This window comes from Calothrix sp. FACHB-168, assembly GCF_963889195.1.
Classification (GTDB): domain Bacteria; phylum Cyanobacteriota; class Cyanobacteriia; order Cyanobacteriales; family Nostocaceae; genus Aulosira; species Aulosira anomala_A.
The window spans coordinates 408770-433866 of record NZ_CAWPNJ010000001.1 but is presented as its reverse complement, the minus strand read 5'-3'; the positions used below and the strand labels follow the sequence as shown (position 1 = coordinate 433866).

Genomic DNA, 25097 nt, shown 5'->3' with positions numbered 1-25097 from the left:
GATTTTATATAGGAGCAGGAAACTGCTCAACACCCCGATAGTCTCTAAAAATCATCGAGAAACTGGCTAAGTCTGCTGATCACCGGGTCAACCTCTTGAGGAGGAGGTGGAGGCGGAACATAGGTATTATGGACTACCTCCCCTACTGGTGTTCCTGAAGCTGCATACTGAATCACTGGTCGTTCAGCGACCATGATAGCCAAGTGGGCAACTTGCTGAGTAAGTTGCAGAATTTGGCTTTCCATTGATTCTAAACGATGAGATTCTTTGGCAAAAAAGCGTTCCTCAAGGTCAGCCAGTTGATGTTGCAGTCTACCGATTTCTTGTTCAACCGCCGTTGTCGATATTGTGTGCGCACCAGGTTTGACTGATTCCGGGACACATAAAGATTGCCATAAAGCTTCTTTACAGAGGTCGCTGAAAGTTTTATCGACTTGTTTCTCTAAATAGCTTTCTACAAGAGCCAACAAGCTTTCATCAGCAACCCCTGGATTGAACGTGACCGATTTAACTACTTTTTTTGACCATTGGAACATCAGTTTTAAGCCCTAGAAGAGCGAACAGCAGATAATTGCGCCTCTCCATAAATATACTGCCCCAAGGCATTAGCTTGTCGGGAAGGTGCAGCTAAATAAGCGTTAATTCTAGCCTCCTTCAATAGCCGTTGTACATCTTCCCAGAAAAATTGACCGCCACCACCGGTGATGATCACATCAGTCACCCGTTCTGGTAACCAGGCGAGAACGCGACTGCAAATTTCTCGAGAAAACATCTCTGTGAGATTGGGGAGAAAATCATCAAGATTTGTTGGCTTGCTGGCACCTTTGGGACGGTAGAATCTTTCGCCTTTGGGTTTATTTACAGCCGAAATCAATGCCAAAGATTGACTATCAGCACCTTCAATTTCAGCAGCGACAAGTTCATAAAACTTATTCATCCCGAAATCTTCACTCTTAGAAGCGCCTCGAGCGAAGCGGAAGTTATCCACCATCAACAAATCGATAGTTTGATGGCCAATATCGACGATACCCACGGAAATTTTCGTAAAATCAGGGAGAGTAGCACCTTTTTGTGGTTGAGCTTCTGTCCACAGCAGGCTACCGTAGCCTTCTGGCATTACCCAAACTTTACTGATGTTGAGGTTGATGGTTTCGCCACGGAAGTTTAACACATGGGGGCCGCTTACCAAGCTGGTCAACTGTGCTTTTTCTTTTTCAAATTGTTCTAGAGATAGGAAAGGTAAACCTAGAACGACGGAAATCTCGTCTTTGAGTTTAAAGTAGCCCGCACTGGCTAATACTTTTACGAGTGCATCCTCTACCTTGGATTGACCTACTCCCAAATTAGCCCCAAAGTCTGCGGCTAGTTGACCGACAGCATAGCCATTACCTTGATACTCTAGCCACAAATCCATTAAAGGATCTGTCGCGCGGGCTTCAAACACACCGCCACGTACTTGTTCGATGGACATTTGCTTGACGTTTGCTGGTACAAACACCACATTATTGGGTTCGCGAGTAACGCAAGTCTTGGTAGAAGTTCTGCCTAAATCCACACTGAGAATTGCCTTACCAGAAAAGGTGCTTGGCTTGGGTGTCGTAGTCGCGTTAATGGGGGTGGACGCAGACACCCGATTCATGGGTATAGCGGCGGCGTTTATTGGGGTAGCTGCGGAAGGTTGGTCTGTCATAAAGCTCCTAGTCCTAACTTAACTGTAAAAACTAAATCCTGCTCAATCTTACAAAAATGGGAATTATCAAAAATTCCTGGCTGCGTCAAGTGTAGCTAGAAATACGCAAAAAATTAAGTCAGGCGATCGCGAATCTAGCATTATTGGGGATAGTTTAGGCCAATATCAAGTATATTTAACACCTATTTTGATGCCAAAAACCTTTCTATTTCATTTTCTAGTGATTTTACGCTTGCGTTTGAATACCCAAATAAAAAATCCCACAATCAAGCTCCCAAGCACAATTTTTGATACAGGAGCAAGGTACTTGTCCACCAGTTCATACTGACTACCTAGCAGGTATCCTGAGTATGTTAGCAAACCTACCCAAGCTGCGCTACCCATAGTTGTGTAAAATAAAAAAGGCACCAAAGGCATATTGCTCAGACCAGCCGGCACAGAAATTAAAGTCCGGATTCCTGGCACTAATCGCCCCAATAATACAGCCTTACTACCCTTTTTATTAAACCATTGGTTTGCTTTGGTAATATCTTCACTCGATATGGCAATCCATTTACCATATTTATCAGCTAATTTTTTCAAGCGTTTTTCGCCTAAAAACTGTCCTGGGTAGTACCAAATTAATGCACCTAATACCGAACCTAAAAGTCCGGCGAGAAACACACCAATAATACTCAGCTTTGCGCCTCCTGGCTGATGGGGACTGGCGGTAAATCCTGCCAATGGCATAATCAACTCTGAAGGAATCGGCGGAAAAAGATTCTCTAAAAACATCAACAGAGCAATCCCCCAATATCCTAGAGAGTTGATTGTATTAGTTATCCATTCCAGCATGATTTAATTCCTAAAATTACTGTATTTAGTTACAAAATTTCCTTATCTGTACCGCAGGTAAGCTCAATAAATTGAGTTGAGAAAATCTGCTAATTACACATAAAAAATTAAAATCAAAGATTTAAATCACAAGAAAAGGCAAAAATCAAAAATGCTTTTAACATTTGACTTTTGCCTTTTGATTTTATCCTCCTCCAACTTTTCTAGACTGTTGGAGTTAGTGATTGTACTCTTGGTTCTGATTGCCAATCTAATGGATTCCAAACTTTATCTTCTAGAGCCATTTGCTCAATTAAACTGGCTAATCTTAAAGCTTTTAAGGCTTGTTCCCCGCCAACGGAAGGTTGATTTCCACCATGTACGCAATTGACAAAATGTTCTAGCTCTGCACTGAGAGGTTGAACATTAGTTGTATAAACTTTCTCAATCACACCATCCTGGCGATAAAGTACTTGTCTTGAATCGTTGAGAGAATTGTGATTTGTTTGGCGGTGAATCAAAATTTCATTCTTGAGGAAATCTGCTTCCGTCAAAGAATTTTTGCAATGGGCAACTATCCGCCGGATTTTCCGATGAGTGACTTTGCTTGCAGTTAAAGTTGCTACAATACCATTAGCGAATCCTAAGGTGGCAGTCACGTAATCTAGATAACCAGAGTCTAATGCACGGGTGCCACTAGCGGTTAACTTGACGACTGGAGAGGCTGCTAATTCCAGAAGTAAGTCAATGTCATGGATCATTAAATCCAGCACCACAGATACATCATTTGCCCGATCTGAATAAGGACTCATGCGATGGGCTTCTATCGCCAATAAATCCTCGGTTTTGAGTACTTTACTCAGTTCGCGAAATGCGGGATTGAAGCGTTCAATGTGACCTACTTGGAGAATACACTGAGATTCAGCAGCAGCATTCACGAGGGATTCTGCCTCAGAAATACTGGCAGCAATTGGTTTTTCAATTAAAACGTGAATTCCGGCTAACAAACAGTTAATACCTACAGCATAATGCAAGCGTGTAGGAACGGCAATGCAAACTGCTTCTACATGAGGTAGTAAGTCACAGTAATCTTCAAAAAATTTGACTTTGTATTTGCTAGCGGTTTCTAATCCTCGCTCGACGTTAATATCGGAAACACCCACCAGTTCAACATCTTTCATTGAACTCAGGACTCGGGTATGATGTTGCCCCATGTTACCCACTCCAATTACGCCTATGCGAATTGGTCGTGGTTGGTTGCGCTGTGTATAGGGATTTGGTTCTGCCACTGACATGCTATTTTGCACTATGATTCTCTCCTCAACCACCAAATTTAGAGACGCTACGGTCGTTGGCCTTTATACTTAACTGCCTGTTACGATCCGTCTAAAACCATCCAGATGGTAACATAGAGGTTCTGTTTATGAAGAATTTCAAAGTTTGTTATGGGTTCCCGCAATCTGAGTATCTTTTGGAATTTGAGTTGATTGTTGATTAATTTTTTACACTTTACACAAAATATAAAATGTCTTTTTATTAACTTTACAATCTCAGTAATACTTAAAAATCAATTACTCAATAGGAATTAGGTAATTGATTATTTCAATCAATATTTGGTTGAGATAATCAAAAGTCATCCTTTTTTGTGAGTAAAATTACATAAAAATCAAAATTTCCTCCTTAACTTAGGTCGGAAAAAAATTGCAGTCATTAAACAATAGTGAAGACTAATGAGTAATTTAATAATTTTTACATAATTATCTGTAACACTGACAGATTAGGCAGTGATATTTTTAGAGACTTTAGTTGAGAGAATGTCCTTTGACTGTTGAGGTCGTAATTGAAAATGCGATCGCTAACAACAGTGCAAAGGCAACCGCAGTCAGATTTCGCGATTAAAAAGCCCAAATTATTAACCCCGATGAAAGCTGTAATTCTGTTGTCTGGAGGATTAGACTCTTCCACAATTCTGTATCAAGCCAAAGCTGATGGCTATGAGTGCCACGCCCTTTCTTTTGATTATCGCCAGCGACATCAGCGAGAGTTACAGTCTGCCCTATTGGTAGCACAAAAAGCTGGGGTAGCAACACATCAGATAGTCAACTTTGATTTACGTCAATGGGGCGGTTCAGCCCTAACAGATGATGACATAGATTTACCACAGGAACGTTCCCTGACGGAAATGTCTCAAAATATTCCTGTAACTTATGTTCCTGCCCGCAATACAATCTTTTTAAGTTTTGCCCTCGCTTATGCAGAAACAATCACTGCCGAACGTGTCTATATTGGTGTTAATGCTTTAGATTACTCTGGTTATCCTGATTGTCGCCCCGACTATATCCAGGCGATGCAAGAAGTTTTTCGCTTAGGAACTAAGCAAGGTAGGGAGGGAGAAGCGATTACTATTGTTGCGCCCTTAATTAATTTGAAAAAAACCGAAATTATCCAGCTTGGTAATCAACTGGGCGTACCTTGGGAACTCACATGGTCTTGTTATGCTGGTGCTGATGTCGCCTGTGGTGTCTGTGATTCTTGCCGCCTCAGGCTAGCCGCCTTTGCTGAATTAGGCTTAAGTGACCCTGTGGCTTATGGTTAGTGGGGGCAGGCGGCAGGGAGCAGGGGGACAAGGAATTTTAAATTTTAGATTTGCGATAGCGCAGCGTTAGCGAGTCCGCGAGCGTCTTTTGGATTCCAATCTAAAATCCAAAATCCAAAATCCAAAATTGTTTCAATGCCCAATGCCCAACTCACTGACTTTCTGCCTCTTGTTTTAAGCGTCGTAGTTGGACTTGGTGCAACCGGGGGCCTATGACGGAAACTACGGTAAATTCCAGATTTTGAAAACTGAATGTTTCCCCTTTGGCGGGTAGTTTTTGGAGATGATACAGCAGAAAACCCCCCAGGGTTTGATATTCTTTTGCCAGAGGTAAATTCAAATTTAAAATGGCGTTGAGGTCTTCTAAGTTGATTTGTGCTTGCACGAGAAATGTTTGCTCATCTAACATTTGGATGAGTAAATCTTCAGTGCTATCAAGTACACCTGCATCGCCAATAATTTCGGCAATCACATCTTGAAGTGTGACTAAGCCGACAATTCCGCCAAATTCATTCACTACCATCACCATAGCGGGCTTTTCTTGCTGCATCATTGGTAAAAGTTCGCTTAAGGGGGTGTGTTCGGGAACAAACCGGGCTGGACGCATCCAAGGTTGAATCGATGATTTTAAAGTCAGCTTACCTACAGCTAAAGGCTGTGCCATATCTTTAAAGTAAGCAATACCGCGAATATCGTCTAAAGAATCGCCGATAATAGGGTAGCGGGAATGACCAGTATCAGCCATTTCATGGAGGAATTGCTCAAATGTAGCGTCTTTAGGTAAGGCGACGATGCTGGTGCGGGGAATCATCACTTCTTGCACCTTGACATCGCCAAATTCAAAGATGTTATTCAGCAATTCTCGCTCGGAACGCTGTAAACCCGTGGATTCTCGTTCTGTAGAGATGATTAGCTGCAATTCTTCGGGGGTAACAGGTGGTCTCCAGCCTTGACCGGTGTATTCAATACCAAACAATCTTAACAGCCAGCGATTTGATTGGTTAAGAATCCAGATAAAGGGGCTGAAAAAACGCACGATCGCTTTGACTGAAGGCCCTAAAAATCTGGCTAGCTGTTCTGAATACAGCATCGCTACTGATTTAGGACAAAGTTCTCCTAAAACAATTTGTAAATAGGCAATTAAAAAGAAAGCGATGGGGATAGAGAGAGAATGAGCGATCAACAGACTCATTTTTTGCGGTAAAGGCCAGGATTTCAACCATGCATCTACCAACAGCACAATTGTATTTTCGCCAATCCAGCCTAATGCCAAACTAGAAAGAGTAATGCCTAACTGGGTGGTAGATAGCAGGCGATCGATACTACGCTGCAACATTTCTACAGCGATCGCGGGAATGTCACCAGCTTGGACTAACTGATGGATACGCGATCGCCTCACTGTCACCATTGAAAACTCGGCTGTGACAAAAAAAGCATTGATGGTAATCAGTAGCAAAACTGATAACAATCGCAGCCCCACATCTGTCCAAATTAAACTAGGAAAACCACTCACCGCTACAGCTCGTGTACAACTTATGCACCCACTCTTGGATTGGTAATTTTAGATTTGGGAATTAGGGATGGTGGTTGCGATCGTTCCCCAGTTCCCAATACTACACAACAACAGTAACTTGACTCAGGAACTTGCTTACTCTAATAGCTTTAACATCGCCATCTCAATCTCAAATTTCCCATCCCTTATTTTCACAATTGCCTAGTTTATTTTTCTACAGGAATATTCAACACTTCCAACTTTAATTCTTGAGCAGGATAGTCTGTCAACGACAGAGAAATCTTACTGACATCATCAAGTAAAGCTGTGGGAATGCTCACTGTACCAGAAAAGGTTGGCCCGTTGGCTGGTAATTCTGCTGGTAAACCCTCTGTACTGGCGCTGAGAGTACGTCCCTTATCATCGGTGACATCCAAGAAACTATATAAGAAGCGCACAGAATCAGCACCTTTATTCTGCATTTTCACTTTCAGGAGTAAATCCCCCCCAGAATAGCGTGCAGATTGGACAGCGAAAGTTACACCTTTATTTTCCGCAGTAACGGGAAATCCTTTTTGGGGTTTTTCTTCAGCTACTTCTGAAGGCTTTTCTTGTGGCTTTTGCTGATTATTAGTCTCCTCTTCATCTTCATCTAGTTTTTCGGATTTAGCCGCTTTGGTTTTACCTTCAATGCGTGCTTTAACAATTTTTAGTATTTCTTCTTCTCTTAAGAGTACTAAGCTTCCTGCTTGGGAGTTAGAGGATTTACTGGTAGTAAATTTACTGGTAGGACGACCATCTGGCGTAGTTACACCTTTGAGTGCGGAACTCCCTAAGGTGAACCCCCAAAATGCACTAACAGATCCTGCGCCCAACATCAGGGTTAACAAAATTAACGTAAGAAGTACAGTGGAATTTAGTTTCATCGCTCTGGCGCTGTTGGCAAATTAGCCTAGTTTATTTAAAAAACATCTTTAGACTGTTGACCTTGCCCATTTTAGACTTTAGATTACCGATTTGAGATTTTTTGCTTGAGAACTTATTACAGCCTGAGTGCTACTAACCTGCACATCCGCCTATCTATCGAGTTTCTAGCCCTATCCATTCATCGGCAAGGTCAATCTAAAGTTTCGTATCATAATTGTGTACAATCGCCTACTGAGTGAGTCTGGACTATTTCATAATCAAATTATGTAGTAAAAAAATCTGCTAAACTATTATCCAGGGTACAAAAGCTGGTATAATCAGCGTACAATATATAATAAAAATCCGCCCAGGGTTGGCCGAGCGGTTGAGGCAGCGAACTCATAATTCGCCCAAGGCAGGTTCAACTCCTGCACCCTGGATTAAAAAATTTATAAAACTTAGAGTGCTGAACTAGCATCAGCAGTCAGCACTGAGCAATCTTAACTGTGGCAATTTAGCCGTCGTAGTAAATTTTAAAAGCGAAACTCGGTGCCAACTTTCATCCGTTCAGCATTGCTGCGGGGAGACATGAGAATCGATGTACCGTAAGGATTAGGTAAATCTGGGGTACGCAGATAGGGATCGTTGGTAGCTTGCTGTGTCATCATATCCCGGTAAATCCCATTAATTAATTCACCATCACGGGCGATTTCGTTTTCTGGAAAAGTGTTGGAAAATGACCCAGCACCGAGAAAAGAGTCTAACTGCCGTTTTAAACTGCGATTGTCATAGAAATTCGGGTTATGACGAAAATAAGCTCGCTCCATTGCATCACTGTTGGTTTCATAATTGGATGTTGTGGTTTGAGCGTTGCTAACTGAAGGAACAGCAATAGTAGTAGCTACCAGTACTAAAAAAATACTTGAAGGTCGAAGTTTTATACCCATATTCATGACTCCTCAAATTTTGGGCAAATCTTAATTTATGCTTAAATTCAGAACACCGATCGGTTCAACCTTTGGTGTAGCACAATAATTAACCTCTTGTAATGACTTATTCTACTGAAACCGACAACTTATCCAATATTTGGGCGGCTAATGCTGACTTGACTACGCTGCGCCAAAATTTACTAGATTTATTTTGTCAACTGGCTTATCAAGAGGGTGATTTTGTTCTTTCTTCTGGGTTACGTAGTACTTACTACGTGAACAAAACACAAGTAACGCTACATCCCCAAGGCGCTTTAGCTGTAGGTAGGCTACTTTTTCCTTTATTACCTAGCGATACCCAAGCTGTAGCTGGTTTAACATTGGGTGCTGATCCAATTGTGACAGCAGTTAGCGTGGTTTCTGTGTATGAAAATCGACCAATTCCGGCGCTGATTATTCGTAAAGAAGCCAAAGGTTATGGAACCAAGGCTTATATTGAAGGGCCGAGTTTGCCAGAAGGTGCAAAGGTTGTAGTGTTGGAAGATGTGGTGACAACTGGACAATCTGCACTGAAAGCTGTTAATCGTCTCCAAGAAGCAGGTTATACAGTTGAGGAAGTAATTGCACTAGTAGACAGATTGCAAGGAGGCGCAGAGTTATATCAGTCAGCAGGGTTAAAGTTTACTGCGTTATTTTCGATTGAGGAAATTCAAAAGCGGTATCGGGAATTAGGAAGTTAATTGACTGATGCAAGATGCGATCGCAATTTTACTTTGTTGGTAATTAGCCGATCAAGAGTGCGATCGCATTTTTGATATTGTGAATAATTTCTCTGCATCTACAAATCAATGACAAAATCCGCAGACGTTAGCACAAAACGCTTAATTAGCCTCGCACCAGATAACTGGGTAAAGTGGGTTACAGGCATTCCTGATATTACCGCAGGTGAAATACTCAATTCAGAATTTCAATGGATTAGTCGAGAAAGTGACGTTTTAATCCGGGCGAAAAATCCCCAATATGGTAATTTTTTAGTTCTCAATGAACTACAACTGCGTCCCACGCCAGAAATGCCCAGAAGAATGCGTGCTGATGCCGCACTTGCAGAAGAAAAATATAAATTACTAACATATCCTGTATTAATTAATATTCTGAAAACTGGCGATGCAGAAATACCTACAAATTATGAAACCAATATTGCTGGTTTGCGAGCAATTCAAGATTATCGCGTCATCAATTTGTGGGAAGTTGATGTAAATATTGCTTTTGAACAGCCTTTACCATCTTTACTACCTTTTGTGCCAATTCTTAAAGGTGGTGAAAACGAATCAATCATTAGAGAAGCCTTAAGAATTCTCCGGGATGACGAACAGCTAAACCAACTTGAGACGGTTTTAGCATTTTTTGCTACGTTTGTATTAGAAAGCGCCCTAGTTCAAGAAATCATGAGGTGGGATATGGCTGTATTGCGCGAATCGCCTTGGTATCAAGAAATTGAGCAGCGTGGAGTCGAACGCGGACGACGGGAAGAGTTATTTTCCAGTATTGAATTACTATTAGAGATGAAGTTTGGTAACGACGGTTTAGAATTGATGCCAATAATCTTTCAAATTAATGATTTAGAAAAATTAAAATCGATTCAACAGGCGATTAAAACTGCTAATTCAGTTGAGGATTTACGACAAATTCTTTAGTCTTGGATAAGTGCATTCCTAATAACTTCACCTACCAATGTATAACTAAGCAGTATGCATCGGAATTCTTTGTTCTCGGCAAGTCCTTTCGTAAATACTATCTAGTTCTACTGGTAAACAAATTTCACCATGCAACCACAATGGTAAAGTCGGTAGTATAGTGCCTATATTCAGTTTTTCTTGCCAAATATCTAGTTTATACTGCCCATTTTGTTGAATGGGTCGATAAGCAGTAGCATAAAGTTCAGCATTAAAAAGCAATGCATTATTTTCTGCAACACGAGTTAATAATTCATTGTGGAGATTTGTCTTCCTTTCTGTTACAACATCAACAATTACTAAACCAATACCCTGTCGTAAATAGGTTTCACATTTAGAAACAAAAGCATTTCGATGAGTAGAACGGTCTTTATTAGCAGGACTGACTAATTCTATTGCTCCGGCTAAAATTGGGCCAGCCTCAGTATTAAAAATATTTACTTCTACTGTTTCATCTGTGGGTAGAAAAGCTATTGTTTGATCGGGTGGTGGCGGACTCCAAATATTATAAATATTTTTTGATTCCTGCCATGACTCTTCAAAAGCTGCTATATCAATTTCAATGCCAAATTGTACATTTGGTTCAGCAAAATAACCTTCTGGCAATTTAGCATTTAAATCAGATGCAATATAAGTCGCCCAAGCATTATGAAATGCGTGCCAGTGACGGCGAATTGAGAGTGGTGGACGAAAATGGTCTTGCAGCATCATGTTTGATAAAATGGGTTGCGAAAAGGTTTAAATAAATATTGATTCGTCGCCGTTTTTTTAATAAACATAAAGGTAAATTATCCTGAGGTTGAGAAGTAAATAGTTCAAAGCAAAGATCAATTTATTGAACTTCACTTTTGACTTTTTCGCTTTTTTAATAGTTCCTATAAGTGCTAATAATTCTTCTAAATATTCTTTAACAAATTAGTCGTGATATTGAGAGTCATTAAGATTTAAGCAGATACGTTAATTAAAATTTTTATTGAATAATTGTTTAGCCTGTTCATAAACTTCAAGAGTAATTACAGATATACTATTCTCCTGAGCATAATTTTCAATCTTTTTACGTGCAAAAGGACGGACAAAAAAAGGAATTTCTTTAATTTTTACTTCTGCTTCAGCAGTCCATTTAATTGCTTCACTCATAAATTTTGACAATTTTAAATATTATTTTGCGAATTGGTCATGAAATTGGCGAGTCATTGAAGTAAAAATATTTTCATCTCATTTTATATTTGAGATCCCCAATTTTTGAATAATTTGGGGATCTTATTGTTCAGGTTTTAAACCTGAGCTACCTTATCTTTCGCCAAGAATTTCTCAAGTTCTGTCAACGCATCAGCATCAACTTTGGTTTGCATAGGACAGAACTTAGGCCCGCACATTGAACAAAATTCAGCAGTTTTATAAATATCTGCTGGTAAAGTTTCATCGTGATATTCTTTAGCTCTTTCTGGATCGAGTGATAATTCAAACTGACGATTCCAGTCAAAGTTATAACGGGCTTTAGACAATTCATCATCTCTATCTCTAGCACCTTGGCGATGTCTAGCAATATCGGCTGCGTGTGCGGCAATTTTATAAGCGATTAAGCCATTGCGTACATCTTCAGCATTGGGTAAACCCAAGTGTTCTTTGGGCGTAACATAGCACAACATCGCGGTACCATACCAACCAGCCATTGCAGCACCAATCGCTGAGGTAATATGGTCATAACCAGGAGCAATATCTGTCACCAATGGCCCCAACACATAGAAAGGCGCTTCTGAACACTCTTCCATTTGCTTGCGGACATTAAACTCAATTTGATCCATTGGCACATGTCCAGGCCCTTCTACCATTACCTGAACATTATCTTCCCAAGCTCTACGGGTTAGCTGTCCGAGGGTTTTCAATTCGGCTAATTGGGCGGCATCTGAGGCATCATGAGTACAGCCAGGGCGGAGAGAATCACCTAAACTAAAGGAAACATCGTATTTTTTGAAAATTTCAATGATATCCTGGAAGTGTGTGTATAGCGGATTTTGTTTGTGGTGATGCAGCATCCACCGCGCCAAAATACCGCCACCACGAGAGACAATCCCTGTAATCCGGCTTCTGACTAAAGGTAAATGTTCTAGCAAAATTCCCGCATGGATAGTTTGATAATCTACCCCTTGCTGGGCGTGTTTTTCGATGACATGGAGAAAGTCATCGGGGGTGAGTTTTTCAATTGTGCCGTGAACGCTTTCTAAAGCTTGATAAACGGGTACTGTGCCAATAGGAACAGGTGAAGCTTGAATAATTGCAGTACGAATTTCATCTAAGTTACCACCGCCTGTGGACAAGTCCATCACGGTATCAGCACCATACTTCACCGCTAATTTCAGCTTATCCACTTCTTCTTGAAGATTGGAAGAGTTGGGAGAAGCACCGATATTAGCATTTACTTTACATTTAGAGGCAATACCAATAGCCATTGGCTCTAAATTGGTGTGATTAATATTAGCAGGGATAATCATTCGCCCCCGCGCCACTTCCTCGCGAATGAGATCCGCAGGAAGATTTTCCCGTTGGGCGACGTAGTGCATTTCTTCTGTGATGACACCCTGACGCGCGTAGTGCATTTGAGTTACATTGCTCTGCCCACGACGCTTGGCAACCCATTCTGTCCGCATATTGAATTCCTCGATAAACAGCTTCCCTCCGCTGGTATTACCCAGACTCAGGTGTTAAGGGTGTGATCTCAGCCTAGTTATTCAGGCACCCCTAGCATGGATGTAGATTGTACCATTTTGCTTATGGCTGGGAGCAAGGCTGTTAACAATTCATGAGGTGAGAGGAAAAGCTGTTAACAACTTTCTTGAAAATAGCGTTGACTGTTGACTGTTGACTGGAAAGAGAAATTTTCATGGTTGGTTGTGAGATTGTCTCGTGATTAGCTGATTAGTATAAAGCGATCGCACTCACTCTTAACTATCTGACTTGTCAACTAGCTGATGGATGATTTTTCTAGCCAATCCTCATCTTTTCCTCATTTTTAATTGCTATAAGCGACACAGGTATACATTGAACCTATACAGTACTCCCCGGCTGTTGCGTCGGGGTTTTTTCTTATAGCATGATGCGATCGCTATCTTTGAGCGAGTCTCAATTAACCAGCAAGTAACACCAAGCGATCGCCTTTTTGAATCTTCACCCATGCTGGTTGTCAATACTTAGGTACAGATTTATCGCATCATCATCAACAATTTAGAACTTGGCATAATTAATTTTTAACTATAGTTTTGTTATCAAAACGCCCAAAATCGTGCTTTATTCTAGTAAGCCAGTGGAGGGTGTGCCGGAATGATAGGAATGTGGTAAAGGTGGGGAGAATATGAAAAAGCAGCCTTCCCAATGCCCCATGCCCCATGCCCAATAACAATAGATATATTATTTTTCATAAACCCTATGGCGTTCTGAGCCAGTTTACCCAGGAAACACCCAAACACCGTACCCTAAAAGAATATATTCCCGTTCCTGATGTTTATCCTGTCGGGCGTTTAGATTGGGATAGTGAAGGCTTACTGCTGCTCACCAATAATGGACAATTGCAACATCGTCTTGCCAATCCAAAATTTGGCCATGAACGTACATATTGGGTACAAGTAGAACGTATCCCCGATGCAGAGGCAATAAATAAGTTGCAAACTGGGGTAAAAATTCAAGATTACCGTACTCGACCAGCTAAAGTACAGTTATTACTAGAAGAACCACCTGTAAGCGATCGCAATCCACCAATTAGATTTCGCCAAAATATACCAACAGCTTGGCTAGAAATGACTCTCACTGAGGGAAAAAATCGACAAGTGCGGCGGATGACTGCTGCTGTAGGATTTCCCACTTTGCGATTGATTCGCGTGAGTATCGCTCACTTACAATTAGATAGTTTAGAACTAGGTCAATGGCGCGATCTCACAACCGCTGAAATTAAACTGTTTTCTCAGTTAGGGAATAAACTCTAAGTCAATTTACCAATTAATTTCTGTATCTATTTAATAAGTATTATTGCTTATTTTGTCTAAATAAAAATTGTCCAGTCAAACTCTGCGGATGAGGCTGTGTTTCAGGCTGTATATTTAAAATGAATTTTTTCTCTGGAATTAACTAGGGAAAAAATGTAGCTTAGTAAACATAATTTACTCCTTAACTTGAGCTAAAAATTCACAAACGATAAAACAGTGTTGTGGTTTGTTACATAAGTTTTTATTTTCATTTTTTGACAAAAATCTCAGCAAAAGCCTTATAATATTCTTTTTTTTATTCCTGCCGATATCTACGTCAACCATTGGGTGCAAGTGATTAAATCTTATGAGCCTTAATCAGCAATCTATTTGGCATGAAAATCGCCAACCACAAGATATCTTATCTACAACCCCTGCACGCTTGGAACTTGTGCCTGAACGACCCTGCGATTTACACATTTGTACAGCAGAAACCTTGCATTGTCTGCAACAGGAACTTAACTTGTATCGTAGGCTTTATGAAAATATTCCTTCTGTATATTTTAGTTTGGATACAACAGGAATAATTTTGTCAGTCAATAAGTTTGGCGCTAACTGTCTGGGATATACCGTAGAAGAATTGCTCGATCAATCTGTTTTTAATTTATTTACACAATCAGACCGACAAAAATTATTTCAAGCATTTAAAACACTATTAAATACTGCCACTGATAGAGAAATTACCAATTGGGAGTTTCGCTTAAATTGTCCCGCCAGCAAGATTTTCTGGGTAAAAGTAGTTGCTCGTTTATTACCAGAAGAAGAGATAAATTATCTCATAGATGAAAGCTTGAGCGATGGATGTCCTCAGAAAAAGCCACAAATTCTTATGGTTTTAGAAGACATTACTGCTCATAAACAAGCAGAAGATGCATTAAGAGAAAGCGAACAACGCTTTCATACTATGGCTAATACCGCACCAGTAATGTTATGGATGGCGGGAGTAGATGGCCTATTTAATTTTTTTAATCAATCTTGGTTAAAATTTACTGGCCGGACTATGGAACAGCAGCAAGGTTTAGGCTGGCTAGAAGGAGTTCATCCCCAAGATCAAGAATTCTGTCAAGAAATTTATGATTCAGCCTTCCATGCCAGAGGTAAATTTGAGATGGAATATCGACTGATGCGTCATGATGGCGAATATCGTTGGATTCTAGATACTGGCGTACCTCGATTTACACCTGATGGCAAGTTTGTTGGTTACATTGGATGTTGCATAGATATTACAGAGCGGAAATTAGCAGAAGTCGCCCTTAAACATAGCCAAGCATCTGTACAGGCGCAATTAGAAGAAATGGAAGGACTAAATCGCCTCAAAGATGAATTTCTCAGTACAGTTTCTCACGAACTCCGCACGCCACTTACTAATATGAAAATGGCGATTCAAATGCTGGGTATCGCGCTCAATCAAGAGCAAAACTTGATGATAGAAATGGCCAAGCCACAAGCACAACGCTCGAAAGCGGCTCGCTATTATGAAATTTTAGATAATGAATGCGATCGCGAAATTAATCTCATTAGTAATTTTCTAGATTTACAAAGATTGGATACAACAACTAAACCCTTAGTGCTGGAAACCATACAAATACAGCAATGGCTGTGGCGAGTAGTTGAACTCTTTAAAGCACGCAATCGCAACTCTAGCCAGCAAAAATTGCGCCTCAGCGTCGCCGCTAATCTCCCAACCTTTGTCTGCGATCCCTTTAGTCTAGAACGCATTTTAATAGAATTACTCACCAATGCTTGTAAATTCAGCCCTCCAGATGCAGAAATTACAATTTCCGCCCAATTAAAAACTCCCAATCTCCAATTTCAAGTGATTAATTCGGGTGTAGAAATTCCTAGTTCCGAATTACCGCGTATTTTCGATAAATTTTACCGCATTCCTAGCAACGACCCCTGGAAGCAGGGTGGTACAGGACTAGGTTTAGCATTAGTACAGAAGCTCACCAAGTATTTAGGAGGAACAATCGAAGTAGAAAGCGGGTCAAACCTTACCTGTTTTACAATTCAGTTACCGCTCAATCATGAGGTGTAAAGGAGATTTTGCCAGAGTTATTAGTCATTTATTTAACGCCTGCTTCCTTGTCTTTCTTCCCTTGCACCCCCATGTTAGAAAAATTAGCTTGCGAATATCTAAAATATTTAGCTAATATGCGTCACAATTAATACTGCTACTAAAATTCGCTGTGAAACCGCAATTTTTTATTAGGTCTACTTTAGGCAGGGGTAGCCAGTTGTGGCACTATGAATTTGAAGTGGCTAGAAGCACCTTGGAACGGGAATGAGGAACTTCCACTATGCTGATTTGCCCTCAGTGTAAATTTGAAAACTCTAATACCAATAAATTCTGCCAAAACTGTGGTGCATCACTGACACAGAAATTCTGTCCTGAATGCAGTACCTCAGTACCTGTAAACGCACAAAATTGTCCTAACTGCGGCGCAGATTGTGGAACAGTCTGGCTGGCCATTATTGCCAAACAGCCGACTGTCATCGGAGAAATAAGTACTGGGGACTATGGGAAAAATGAGGAAGTAGAAAAAGATGAGGGTGCAATATCATCGCCATCTGCTGTACCTGTTAGCGCTCCACTGGTAGTAGGCTCTTATTTAGACCCAGAGCAACGCTATCAGTTATTAGAGCCACTACCCAGCTTAGAAGAACTTGCCCCTGATACTGAGGTGTGTATTCAAGTTATTGACTGCCAACCATATCAAATTTCCCCACTGGCGACAATGTTAGAAAATCGCCAAAAGGGCCTGGTAACACCATCAGTAGCAGCAACGGCAATTCCCCAACTGGCTAAACCTTATATTGCTTTACAAGCACAAGGGAATCCAGGAATTCCAGAAATTCATGATGCATGGCAACAAGGCGATATACAAGTCGTACTCATCCCAGACAAGTCCCATTGGCCGCATTTACTTGACCGATGGCAAGAAAACACAACCAGTTCATTGCAAATTTTACATTGGTGTTATCAAATGACCCAATTGTGGACATTGCTAGAACCAGTCAATTGTTGTCAAAGTCTGTTGGATCTATCAAATTTGCTCTTAGATGAAGACCAAACATTGACTCTAGGGCGCTTATATTCAGCACCTTTAACTAAGTATATTAATACTAATGTATCGGTAGACAATAACGAACAGCAAGCAGGGGAACCAGAACAGCTTTTAACAATTCAAGCGTTGGGGAGAGTTTGGCAGGCACTATTTAGACAGTCGCAACGGACTCAATTTGGTTCTATAGTCCAGATGTTAGGAGATTTAGAACTCGGTAAAATTGAGACGATCGCACAATTGCGATCGCGTTTAGAAGAAATGTCTACAGAAATAGTCGCCTCTACATGGGAAACTTTACCGCCTACCGAAGAACAGTACCCTAGCGCACCAACCATGCTGCAAGTAGATGATCTAGACAATTTCAACTCAAAAAGCGAAGATATGCCTACAGTTGTCTTGCCGATGCAGCTTAGTAGCTTGCAAGATGCGGGACAAACTGATGTTGGTCGTCAACGTCATCACAATGAAGACTACTTTGGCATTGAAACTAGTATTAATAAACTAGAGTTACCTAAAACTCGCGTTCTTCAAGCTCGTGGCTTATATATTCTCTGTGACGGTATGGGCGGTCATGCTGGTGGTGAAATAGCTAGCGAATTGGCAGTCAGTACCATCAGGCAGTACTTTCAACAGCAATGGATAGATAACCAACTGCCAACAGAAGATGAGATTCGCGAAGCAGTATATCTCGCCAATCAGGCAATTTACGATCTCAATCAAAAAGATGCTCGTTCTGGGGTGGGGCGCATGGGTACTACCCTAGTCATGCTACTAATTCAGGACAGCCACGCCGCCGTTGCTCATGTGGGAGATAGCCGTCTCTATTCCATCACTCATAAACGCGGACTGGAACAAATCACCATCGACCACGAAGTCGGTCAACGAGAAATTACTAGGGGAGTAGATGCTAGCATCGCTTACGCCCGTCCCGATGCTTACCAACTTACCCAAGCTTTAGGGCCCCGCGACGAACACTCAATTAATCCTGATGTAGACTTTTTTGAGATTAATGAAGATACTCTCTTCTTACTAGCCTCGGACGGTTTATCGGATAATGATTTATTAGAAAGCCATTGGCAGACGCACTTATTGCCTCTGCTTGGTTCTGGGACAAACCTAGAAGCAGGTGTCACAGACCTCATTGATTTAGCCAATCAATACAATGGCCATGACAATATTACTGCTATCCTGATCAGGGCAAAAGTGCGTCCCAATCTCGATAGTCAAAGATAAATCGGGGCTAGGAATTGTACAGACGCGATTAATCGCGTCTCTACCCAATGCCCCATGCCCCATGACCCATGCCCCATTACCTTATTAGTTTGTATTGTGGTTACTCTGACCCTGCTAGAACCGCAACAAAAAACGCCGCTCAAGCAATGGTATTTTGAAAACTCTTCCCTGATTAAGATTGGCAGAGCGACAGATAATGACGTTGTTTTGAGCGATACTTTAGTTTCTCGCTACCATCTAGAACTTAAACCAGTTAATTCTGCCAAAAATGGTAGTTTGTGGCAGGTAATTAGTCACGGCACTAATGGCACTTTCCTCAATGGCGTGCTTGTGACTCAGAGCCAACTACCAGATAATTCTCTGCTGCAATTAGCACAGGGAGGCCCCATAATCAAATTCCAATTGCAAGAGGTAACCGCACCCGATTCTTGGCTGCTACAACCAGAGATTCCTGGCTCAACAGAAAAGACAATTGCACCTTCATTTGTTCACTGTACCCATGAAGGAAACTCCCCGAAAAATCTCTTCTGTATTCATTGCGGTCAACCACTGACAGTAGAAAAGAAGATTCGCCAGTATCAGGTATTACGAACACTAGGACAAGGAGGTATGGGTACTACCTATCTCGCCTGGGATACAGCAGGTGCAATTGTGGGACATCCGCAACTGCTGGTATTAAAACAGATGAATGCTGATATGGCAAAAATTGCCAAAGCCCAAGAGTTATTTGAACGCGAAGCCTATACTCTCAGATCCTTGAATCATTCGGGAATACCCAAATATTATGATTTTTTTGTCGAAGGTGGCAAAAAATACTTGGCTATGGAACTAGTCCACGGACAGGATTTAGAAAAGCGGATTTATACCACAGGGCCAGTTACCCCCAAACAAGCGATCGCCTGGATGATCCAGACCTGTGATATTTTAGAATATCTCCACAGCCAACAACCGCCACTGATTCACCGGGATATTAAACCCGCTAATCTGATGGTGAAAAATTCTAATAATCGCATAGTAGTGCTAGATTTTGGTGCAGTTAAAGAAATTGGTACAGCACCAGGTACTCGGATTGGTGCAGAGGGTTACTGCGCTCCCGAACAAGAACGAGGACAACCCCTGACGCAATCAGATTTATACGCTATTGGCCCAACTTTAATTTTCTTGCTGACTGGGGAAAACCCTTTCAAGTTTTACCATCAACGTGGAAGACATTTTCGCTTTGATGTCAGCAGTATTCCGACAATTACGCCGCAATTAAGAGAAATAATTGACCGGGTGACAGAGCCATTACCACGCGATCGCTATCAGACAGCTAAAGAGCTTTCTTTGGCATTAACTGCTTGCCAATAAAGGGATGTAGTCAACAGTGGAGGCTGAAACATTTCATCCTTCACTTCAACAATTTATTCTTCATCCCAGGCTTCCACTGCCAACAATTCACTGATTGGATCTTGCATACTAAAGCCAAAATCTAACAGTTCTTGTTTCCAATGTTGCCATTCATTGCCATAGAGCAAAGCAATTTTCCAAATACTATCATTTGGCTTGATAATGTTGGATTCGACGAGTGATTGCACGTTACGCTGCAATTTCACCATTGGGTGAATTACTTGCTGAGTCATAACCTCGATTCAATTCAGATTTTGTTTAGTAAATACTTAATCAAAACTGCTTTCCGTTTTGCAAATTTTACCTATGCGTAGAGCGTTGTAATTTGGGCAAAGCTAGTCTTAACTTCTTAAATATACCATACTCGCCCTAAATATGTTGCTCCATAAGTCGGTTTTGTACGGTAATTACCACCACAACCAACTCAGCCCAAGAGATTGACAGTAACCGCAAAACGCAAAACCAGCCGTCCTCACAGATGCATCAATAGCATAGGCAAACACGACTAGTAACACTGTATTTGTTTTCGTCAACAAAATGTGTGCAGATTTTAGAAAACCCATAGTAAACGGGCTGATATAAAGTTGATTAGCTGACGGTGAAATTATTTACCCTGTTGGAATCCTATATACAATATCGCAAACATTCCAGGATAAACAACGTTATTGCAAATCTTCATATAAATTTTATTTTTACCCTAAAAACATATTAGAGCAAGTATATATTTTTACTTTTATTTATAAATAGAAATCAAGCTTTTGGTAGATGGAGAAAAGCGAAATTATGAGCAGTTTACATGCTAGTCTCTCACAAAACAATCTCACAACCAAATATAAAAATCGGGAGCATCCCAATTTTGACGCAATACCCTAGAAGGGTATTGCTATACCAACAAAGCCTGCCTTCGCAGGCTAAAAGTTTGATAGCCTGCGAAGGCAGGCTTCGTATTTCTAGCCCCACCCTATAAGGGTGAGGGCGTTTTTGCACATTTGGGATGCTCCCTAAAAATCTCTCTCCCCTAGCCCCTAGCCCCTAGCACAAGACTATGGAGATCGTCCAGACTCATCTGTTAAAGGTTGTGTAAAAAATTTTTAGTTAAGATGTTAGTTTCCTGAGAGTGGTGGGTATCCTCATACCAGAGGGTTGCTAGTACCTAAGTAATTACCACAGGATCTAAGGAAAATATGGGAGCGGGAGAAGAATACTTAATTAATCGCAAGAAGCAGATTCAACGCCGACAAAAATTTTTAACCATAGTGTCAATTGTATCTTTCTTTGGTTCCATCTTGTTTTCAGCAGTTCCTGTCATCCAAAAAGCTTTGCAAGAACCACAGCCAAAGGCTGCAACTCAGAAATCTCCTGATGCTGTATTACAGGAACAAGCAAAGGGTTGGGAAATGGTCTTACAAAGAGAACCACAAAACCAATTAGCCCTAGAAGGGTTAGTAAATGTACGGATCAAGTTGAACGATACTCAAGGTGCTATTCAAATTTTAGAAAAGCTGGTGAAGTTACACCCAGAACGCCAAGACTACAAGGTCGTTTTAGACAAATTCAAGCAAGAAGTCGGTAAAAACGAGAGAAAAACTCATAATTAGTCTAACCCTGATTAAGGCTATTCAATTAAGCATTGTATGAATACTCTACTGCCAACAATTTCCGCAAAAAATTAATTTATAAATTACTAGGTAAGACACAATGTTTAATCATAAATCTATTTTGATCACAGGTGGTACAGGCTCCTTCGGTAAACAATTTGTCAAAACAATCCTCAGCCAATATCAGCCTCAGAAAGTTATAGTTTATTCCCGTGATGAACTTAAACAGTATGAAATGGCGCAAGAGTTTAATTCGCCAGAGATGCGATATTTCATTGGAGATGTACGCGATCGCGATCGCTTGAGTATGGCTATGCGCGGAGTTGATTATGTAGTTCATGCCGCAGCGCTCAAGCATATTCCTGCTGCTGAGTACAATCCAATGGAATGTATTAAAACTAATATTCATGGCGCAAATAATGTCATTGATGTTGCCATTGAGCAAGAAGTAGAAAAAGTAATTGCCCTTTCCACTGATAAAGCCGTAAATCCCATTAATCTCTATGGTGCAACCAAGCTAGCTGCCGATAAACTTTTTGTTGCCGCTAACAATATTGTAGGTACTAAAAGAACTCGTTTTGCAGTAGTTCGCTACGGTAATGTTGTCGGTTCGCGAGGTTCAGTTGTACCCTTCTTCCAAAAGCTCATTGTTGAAAAAGCTCCAGTAATTCCTATTACCGATCCGCGCATGACTCGCTTTTGGATTACTCTTCAGCAATGTGTTAATTTAGTTTTCAAAAGTTTTGCAAGAATGCATGGAGGAGAAATATTTGTTCCTAAAATCCCTTCCATGAAAATTACTGATTTAGCTGAAACACTTGCACCAGGAGTACCAATTAAAATTGTTGGCATCAGACCAGGAGAAAAACTACATGAAGCAATGTTTTCTGCTGAATCTTCACATTTAGCTTTGGAATTTTTCGATCATTATGTAATTAAACCAACTATTGAATATGCTCATTCTGTTGATTACACTTGTAACATTTTAGGTGAAAAAGGAGTCCCCGTTTCCGAAGGATTTGAATATAGTTCCGAAATCAATACAGAATGGTTAAAAGGATTCCAACTATTGGATATGTTAAAGCAATGAATGACTACATTCCTTATGGGCGGCAACATATTAGCCAAGAAGATATTGATGCTGTAATCGCAGTTTTACAATCAGATTGGATTACTCAAGGGCCTGCCATAGAAAGGTTTGAGCAGGCTGTTGCTAACTACTGTGGAGCCAAATATGCTGTTGCAGTTTCTAGTGCGACAGCTGCATTACATATTGCTTGTATTGCAGCTGGGTTAAAGGAAAATGAAATTCTTTGGACATCACCAAATACTTTTGTTGCTTCAGCTAATTGTGGGCTTTATTGTGGCTCAAAGGTTAACTTTATTGATATTGACCCTAATACCTATAATCTCAGTAGTGATGAATTAGAACGCAGGTTAATTGAAGCAGAAAAATTAGGCTGTTTACCTCAATTATTAGTACCTGTGCATTTTGCAGGACAATCCTGTGAAATGGCTAAAATTTATGCTTTATCCCAAAAATATAATTTCAAAATTATAGAAGACGCATCTCATGCAATTGGCGGGAAATATCAGCATCAACCTATTGGTTCATGCCTATTTTCTGATATGACAGTTTTTAGCTTTCATCCAGTCAAAATTATTACAACTGGTGAAGGTGGTATGGTACTAACAAATCAGGAAGAACTATATCAGAGATTGATGAGATTAAGAAGTCATGGTATCACTCGCAATCCAAATTTTATGCAAGGAGAATCTCACGGTCTTTGGTATTATCAGCAACTGGAATTAGGCTATAACTATCGCATGACAGATATTCAAGCTGCATTGGGTACTAGCCAAATGCAAAGATTGGATGAGTTTGTAGAACGCCGTTGGTTTTTAGCTAACCGCTATAATCAACTACTACAAGATTTGCCATTAATACTACCTTGGCAACATCCGGATACTCAGTCTAGCTGGCATCTTTATGTCATTAGACTCAAGCTAGATAAAATTAACAAAACTCATCAGCAGGTCTTTGAGGAACTTAGGCAGGAAAATATAGGGGTTAATTTACACTATATTCCAGTTCATACTCAACCTTATTATCAGCAATTAGGTTTTAGTTGGGGTGACTTTCCCCAAGTTGAGAAGTATTACCAGAAAGCAATTTCTCTTCCTTTGTACTACAGCTTGACTCAGGAAGATCAAGATAGGGTAGTAGCGGCGCTGCAAAGGATTTTGTTATGAAAACCGTTGCAATTATTCAAGCTCGTATGGGATCTACTCGCCTACCAGGTAAGGTGATGAAAGAACTTTGTGGCCAAACTGTTTTGGCACATGTCATTTGTCGAGTTAAAGCTTGTTCATTAATTGATGAAGTGGTTGTGGCAACGACTACTTTAAACACAGATGATGCGATTGTAACAGAAGCAGAAAAATGTGGAGTAAAGTGGTTTCGAGGAAGTGAAGAAGATGTTTTAGCACGCTATTATTTAGCAGCTAAACAATACAGTGCTGATGTAGTAGTCAGAGTTACCTCTGACTGTCCATTATTTGATCCTGAAGTACTTTCACAAATGTTGGAATACTTCAAAGATGAAACATCTGAAGGATTAGAAATAGATTATCTGAGTAATTGCTTGAATCGCAGTTACCCCCGTGGATTAGATGCAGAAGTTTTTACTTTTGGCGTTTTAGAAAAAACCTTTCAAGCTGCACAAAAGCCATACGAACGAGAACATGTTACGCCTTATATTTACGAACATCCGGAAATATTTGCTTTACATAACCAGACCTATGATGAAGATATATCTAATTATCGCTGGACATTAGATACCGAAGAAGATTGGAAATTAATCCAAGCAGTATATGCAGATTTATATCAGGAAGGAGAAATTTTTACTACTGATGAGGTAATAGCTCTTTTAACAGCGAAACCAGAGTTACTAAACCTGAATATTCATGTGAAGCAGAAAGAACTATAGATAATGGGTGCAATTAATTATGAGATCTAAAACAGAACAAGAATTATTCTGGGAAGGTGAATTTGGTAATGAATACACCACAAGAAATCAAATCTTACCAGAACAACGCCAACCATTTTTCGCCCAAGTTTTACAAAAGACTTATGGTGTCAGAACAATTTGTGAACTAGGTGCAAATCGCGGTCACAATCTTCAGGCGATCGCTAACTTAAGTCGTAACTTTGAACTAACCGGAGTTGAGTTAAATCAGGTAGCAATAGCTGAGTTAGATAAAATGCCCGGTGTAAAAGCCAAACAAGCTTCAATTCAAGAATTTGAAACAGATGAAAAGTTTGATTTAGTATTTACATGTGGAGTTTTAATTCATATTAATCCTGAGGACTTACCAATCATTTACGAGAAAATTTATAATATTTCTTCTAGATATATTTTACTTAATGAATATTATAATCCTGTGCCTGTGGAAGTTCATTATCGGGGACATACCAGTAAACTATTTAAGCGTGATTTCGCTAGTGAGTTTTTAGAACAGTACAAGGGAAAAGTTTCAGTTATTGATAATGGATTCTTATGGAATAAGATACACCCTGGTTGGGACAACACAAATTGGTTTTTATTAGAAAGAATTGTTTAATGCTAGATGG

23 protein-coding genes, 1 tRNA gene and 1 riboswitch are annotated in these 25097 nt (G+C 40.4%); of the genes, 13 read left to right on the top strand and 11 right to left on the bottom strand.

Annotated elements, in window-relative coordinates:
- Positions 1 to 44: 44 nt before the first annotated feature.
- The 4 genes from AACW45_RS01735 to AACW45_RS01720 form a co-directional block, all read right to left on the bottom strand.
- Positions 45 to 536: a plasmid segregation centromere-binding protein ParR gene (locus AACW45_RS01735; RefSeq protein ID WP_096642207.1), complete on the bottom strand. Its 492-nt coding sequence runs from the start codon at positions 534 to 536 to the stop codon at positions 45 to 47.
- Between the two features lie 5 nt (positions 537 to 541).
- Entirely contained in the window at positions 542 to 1690 is a 1149-nt protein-coding gene (locus tag AACW45_RS01730; protein WP_190547339.1) for a ParM/StbA family protein, read from the bottom strand.
- Between the two features lie 210 nt (positions 1691 to 1900).
- The gene (locus AACW45_RS01725) at positions 1901 to 2524 is read right to left on the bottom strand and encodes a DedA family protein (RefSeq protein ID WP_190627031.1); all 624 of its coding nucleotides are present in this window, start codon (positions 2522 to 2524) and stop codon (positions 1901 to 1903) included.
- 203 nt (positions 2525 to 2727) lie between these two features.
- Positions 2728 to 3810, bottom strand: a complete 1083-nt coding sequence (locus AACW45_RS01720; protein WP_190627029.1) for a Gfo/Idh/MocA family oxidoreductase — start codon at positions 3808 to 3810, stop codon at positions 2728 to 2730.
- A gap of 614 nt (positions 3811 to 4424) precedes the next feature.
- Between AACW45_RS01720 and queC the strand changes: the two genes are divergently transcribed.
- Complete coding sequence (queC, locus tag AACW45_RS01715) at positions 4425 to 5099, top strand: 7-cyano-7-deazaguanine synthase QueC (RefSeq protein WP_190627027.1); 675 nt, start codon at positions 4425 to 4427, stop codon at positions 5097 to 5099.
- A gap of 151 nt (positions 5100 to 5250) precedes the next feature.
- On the opposite strand, the gene AACW45_RS01710 is transcribed toward queC, so the two are convergent.
- The gene (locus AACW45_RS01710) at positions 5251 to 6612 is read right to left on the bottom strand and encodes a CNNM domain-containing protein (RefSeq protein ID WP_190627025.1); all 1362 of its coding nucleotides are present in this window, start codon (positions 6610 to 6612) and stop codon (positions 5251 to 5253) included.
- 206 nt (positions 6613 to 6818) lie between these two features.
- Positions 6819 to 7517 (bottom strand): hypothetical protein, encoded by a 699-nt coding sequence (locus AACW45_RS01705; RefSeq protein ID WP_190627024.1) that lies wholly within the window; start codon positions 7515 to 7517, stop codon positions 6819 to 6821.
- Positions 7518 to 7864: 347 nt separating this feature from the next.
- On the opposite strand from AACW45_RS01705, the gene AACW45_RS01700 reads away from it, so the two are divergent.
- Positions 7865 to 7937, top strand: a tRNA-Ile gene (locus AACW45_RS01700).
- Positions 7938 to 8030: 93 nt separating this feature from the next.
- On the opposite strand, the gene AACW45_RS01695 is transcribed toward AACW45_RS01700, so the two are convergent.
- Positions 8031 to 8444 (bottom strand): hypothetical protein, encoded by a 414-nt coding sequence (locus AACW45_RS01695; RefSeq protein ID WP_190547324.1) that lies wholly within the window; start codon positions 8442 to 8444, stop codon positions 8031 to 8033.
- Positions 8445 to 8545: 101 nt separating this feature from the next.
- On the opposite strand from AACW45_RS01695, the gene pyrE reads away from it, so the two are divergent.
- Both pyrE and AACW45_RS01685 read left to right on the top strand, forming a co-directional pair.
- Positions 8546 to 9166, top strand: a complete 621-nt coding sequence (gene pyrE / locus AACW45_RS01690; RefSeq protein ID WP_190627022.1) for an orotate phosphoribosyltransferase — start codon at positions 8546 to 8548, stop codon at positions 9164 to 9166.
- Between the two features lie 108 nt (positions 9167 to 9274).
- Positions 9275 to 10120 (top strand): Rpn family recombination-promoting nuclease/putative transposase, encoded by an 846-nt coding sequence (locus AACW45_RS01685; RefSeq protein WP_190627021.1) that lies wholly within the window; start codon positions 9275 to 9277, stop codon positions 10118 to 10120.
- Positions 10121 to 10165: 45 nt separating this feature from the next.
- Here AACW45_RS01685 and AACW45_RS01680 read toward each other — a convergent pair whose 3' ends face one another.
- The 3 genes from AACW45_RS01680 to thiC all read right to left on the bottom strand — a co-directional run bounded on the left by AACW45_RS01680 (position 10166) and on the right by thiC (position 12807).
- Positions 10166 to 10870, bottom strand: coding sequence for a DUF4058 family protein (locus AACW45_RS01680; RefSeq protein WP_190627018.1), 705 nt, complete (start codon positions 10868 to 10870; stop codon positions 10166 to 10168).
- A gap of 246 nt (positions 10871 to 11116) precedes the next feature.
- Positions 11117 to 11296: a PCP reductase family protein gene (locus AACW45_RS01675; protein ID WP_190627017.1), complete on the bottom strand. Its 180-nt coding sequence runs from the start codon at positions 11294 to 11296 to the stop codon at positions 11117 to 11119.
- A 137-nt stretch (positions 11297 to 11433) separates the two neighbouring features.
- A complete protein-coding gene (gene thiC, locus AACW45_RS01670; protein WP_190627015.1) occupies positions 11434 to 12807 on the bottom strand; it encodes a phosphomethylpyrimidine synthase in 1374 nt (457 codons plus the stop codon).
- Positions 12808 to 12813: 6 nt separating this feature from the next.
- Positions 12814 to 12910, bottom strand: a riboswitch (TPP riboswitch).
- 632 nt (positions 12911 to 13542) lie between these two features.
- Here thiC and AACW45_RS01665 point away from each other — a divergent pair.
- From AACW45_RS01665 to AACW45_RS01650, 4 genes are all read left to right on the top strand, one after another.
- The gene (locus AACW45_RS01665) at positions 13543 to 14136 is read left to right on the top strand and encodes an rRNA large subunit pseudouridine synthase E (RefSeq protein WP_190627013.1); all 594 of its coding nucleotides are present in this window, start codon (positions 13543 to 13545) and stop codon (positions 14134 to 14136) included.
- Between the two features lie 346 nt (positions 14137 to 14482).
- Positions 14483 to 16213 carry a sensor histidine kinase gene (locus AACW45_RS01660; RefSeq protein WP_190627011.1) on the top strand — a complete coding sequence of 577 codons (1731 nt, stop codon included), beginning with the start codon at positions 14483 to 14485 and terminating at the stop codon, positions 16211 to 16213.
- Between the two features lie 262 nt (positions 16214 to 16475).
- Positions 16476 to 18476 (top strand): serine/threonine phosphatase, encoded by a 2001-nt coding sequence (locus AACW45_RS01655; RefSeq protein ID WP_190627010.1) that lies wholly within the window; start codon positions 16476 to 16478, stop codon positions 18474 to 18476.
- Positions 18477 to 18572: 96 nt separating this feature from the next.
- Complete coding sequence (locus AACW45_RS01650) at positions 18573 to 19826, top strand: protein kinase domain-containing protein (RefSeq protein ID WP_190627497.1); 1254 nt, start codon at positions 18573 to 18575, stop codon at positions 19824 to 19826.
- Between the two features lie 53 nt (positions 19827 to 19879).
- Here AACW45_RS01650 and AACW45_RS01645 read toward each other — a convergent pair whose 3' ends face one another.
- Positions 19880 to 20098 carry a DUF4327 family protein gene (locus AACW45_RS01645; RefSeq protein WP_096642191.1) on the bottom strand — a complete coding sequence of 73 codons (219 nt, stop codon included), beginning with the start codon at positions 20096 to 20098 and terminating at the stop codon, positions 19880 to 19882.
- 951 nt (positions 20099 to 21049) lie between these two features.
- Here AACW45_RS01645 and AACW45_RS01640 point away from each other — a divergent pair.
- The 5 genes from AACW45_RS01640 to AACW45_RS01620 all read left to right on the top strand — a co-directional run bounded on the left by AACW45_RS01640 (position 21050) and on the right by AACW45_RS01620 (position 25087).
- Positions 21050 to 21463: a tetratricopeptide repeat protein gene (locus tag AACW45_RS01640; RefSeq protein ID WP_190627008.1), complete on the top strand. Its 414-nt coding sequence runs from the start codon at positions 21050 to 21052 to the stop codon at positions 21461 to 21463.
- A gap of 100 nt (positions 21464 to 21563) precedes the next feature.
- Positions 21564 to 22553: a UDP-N-acetylglucosamine 4,6-dehydratase (inverting) gene (gene pseB, locus AACW45_RS01635; RefSeq protein WP_190627006.1), complete on the top strand. Its 990-nt coding sequence runs from the start codon at positions 21564 to 21566 to the stop codon at positions 22551 to 22553.
- Entirely contained in the window at positions 22550 to 23716 is a 1167-nt protein-coding gene (gene pseC / locus AACW45_RS01630) for a UDP-4-amino-4,6-dideoxy-N-acetyl-beta-L-altrosamine transaminase (RefSeq protein ID WP_190627004.1), read from the top strand. The genes pseB and pseC overlap by 4 nt, the downstream gene beginning before the upstream one ends.
- Positions 23713 to 24453 carry a cytidylyltransferase domain-containing protein gene (locus AACW45_RS01625; protein ID WP_190627002.1) on the top strand — a complete coding sequence of 247 codons (741 nt, stop codon included), beginning with the start codon at positions 23713 to 23715 and terminating at the stop codon, positions 24451 to 24453. The genes pseC and AACW45_RS01625 overlap by 4 nt, the downstream gene beginning before the upstream one ends.
- A gap of 19 nt (positions 24454 to 24472) precedes the next feature.
- Positions 24473 to 25087 (top strand): pseudaminic acid biosynthesis-associated methylase, encoded by a 615-nt coding sequence (locus AACW45_RS01620; RefSeq protein ID WP_190627000.1) that lies wholly within the window; start codon positions 24473 to 24475, stop codon positions 25085 to 25087.
- Positions 25088 to 25097 lie beyond the last annotated feature (10 nt).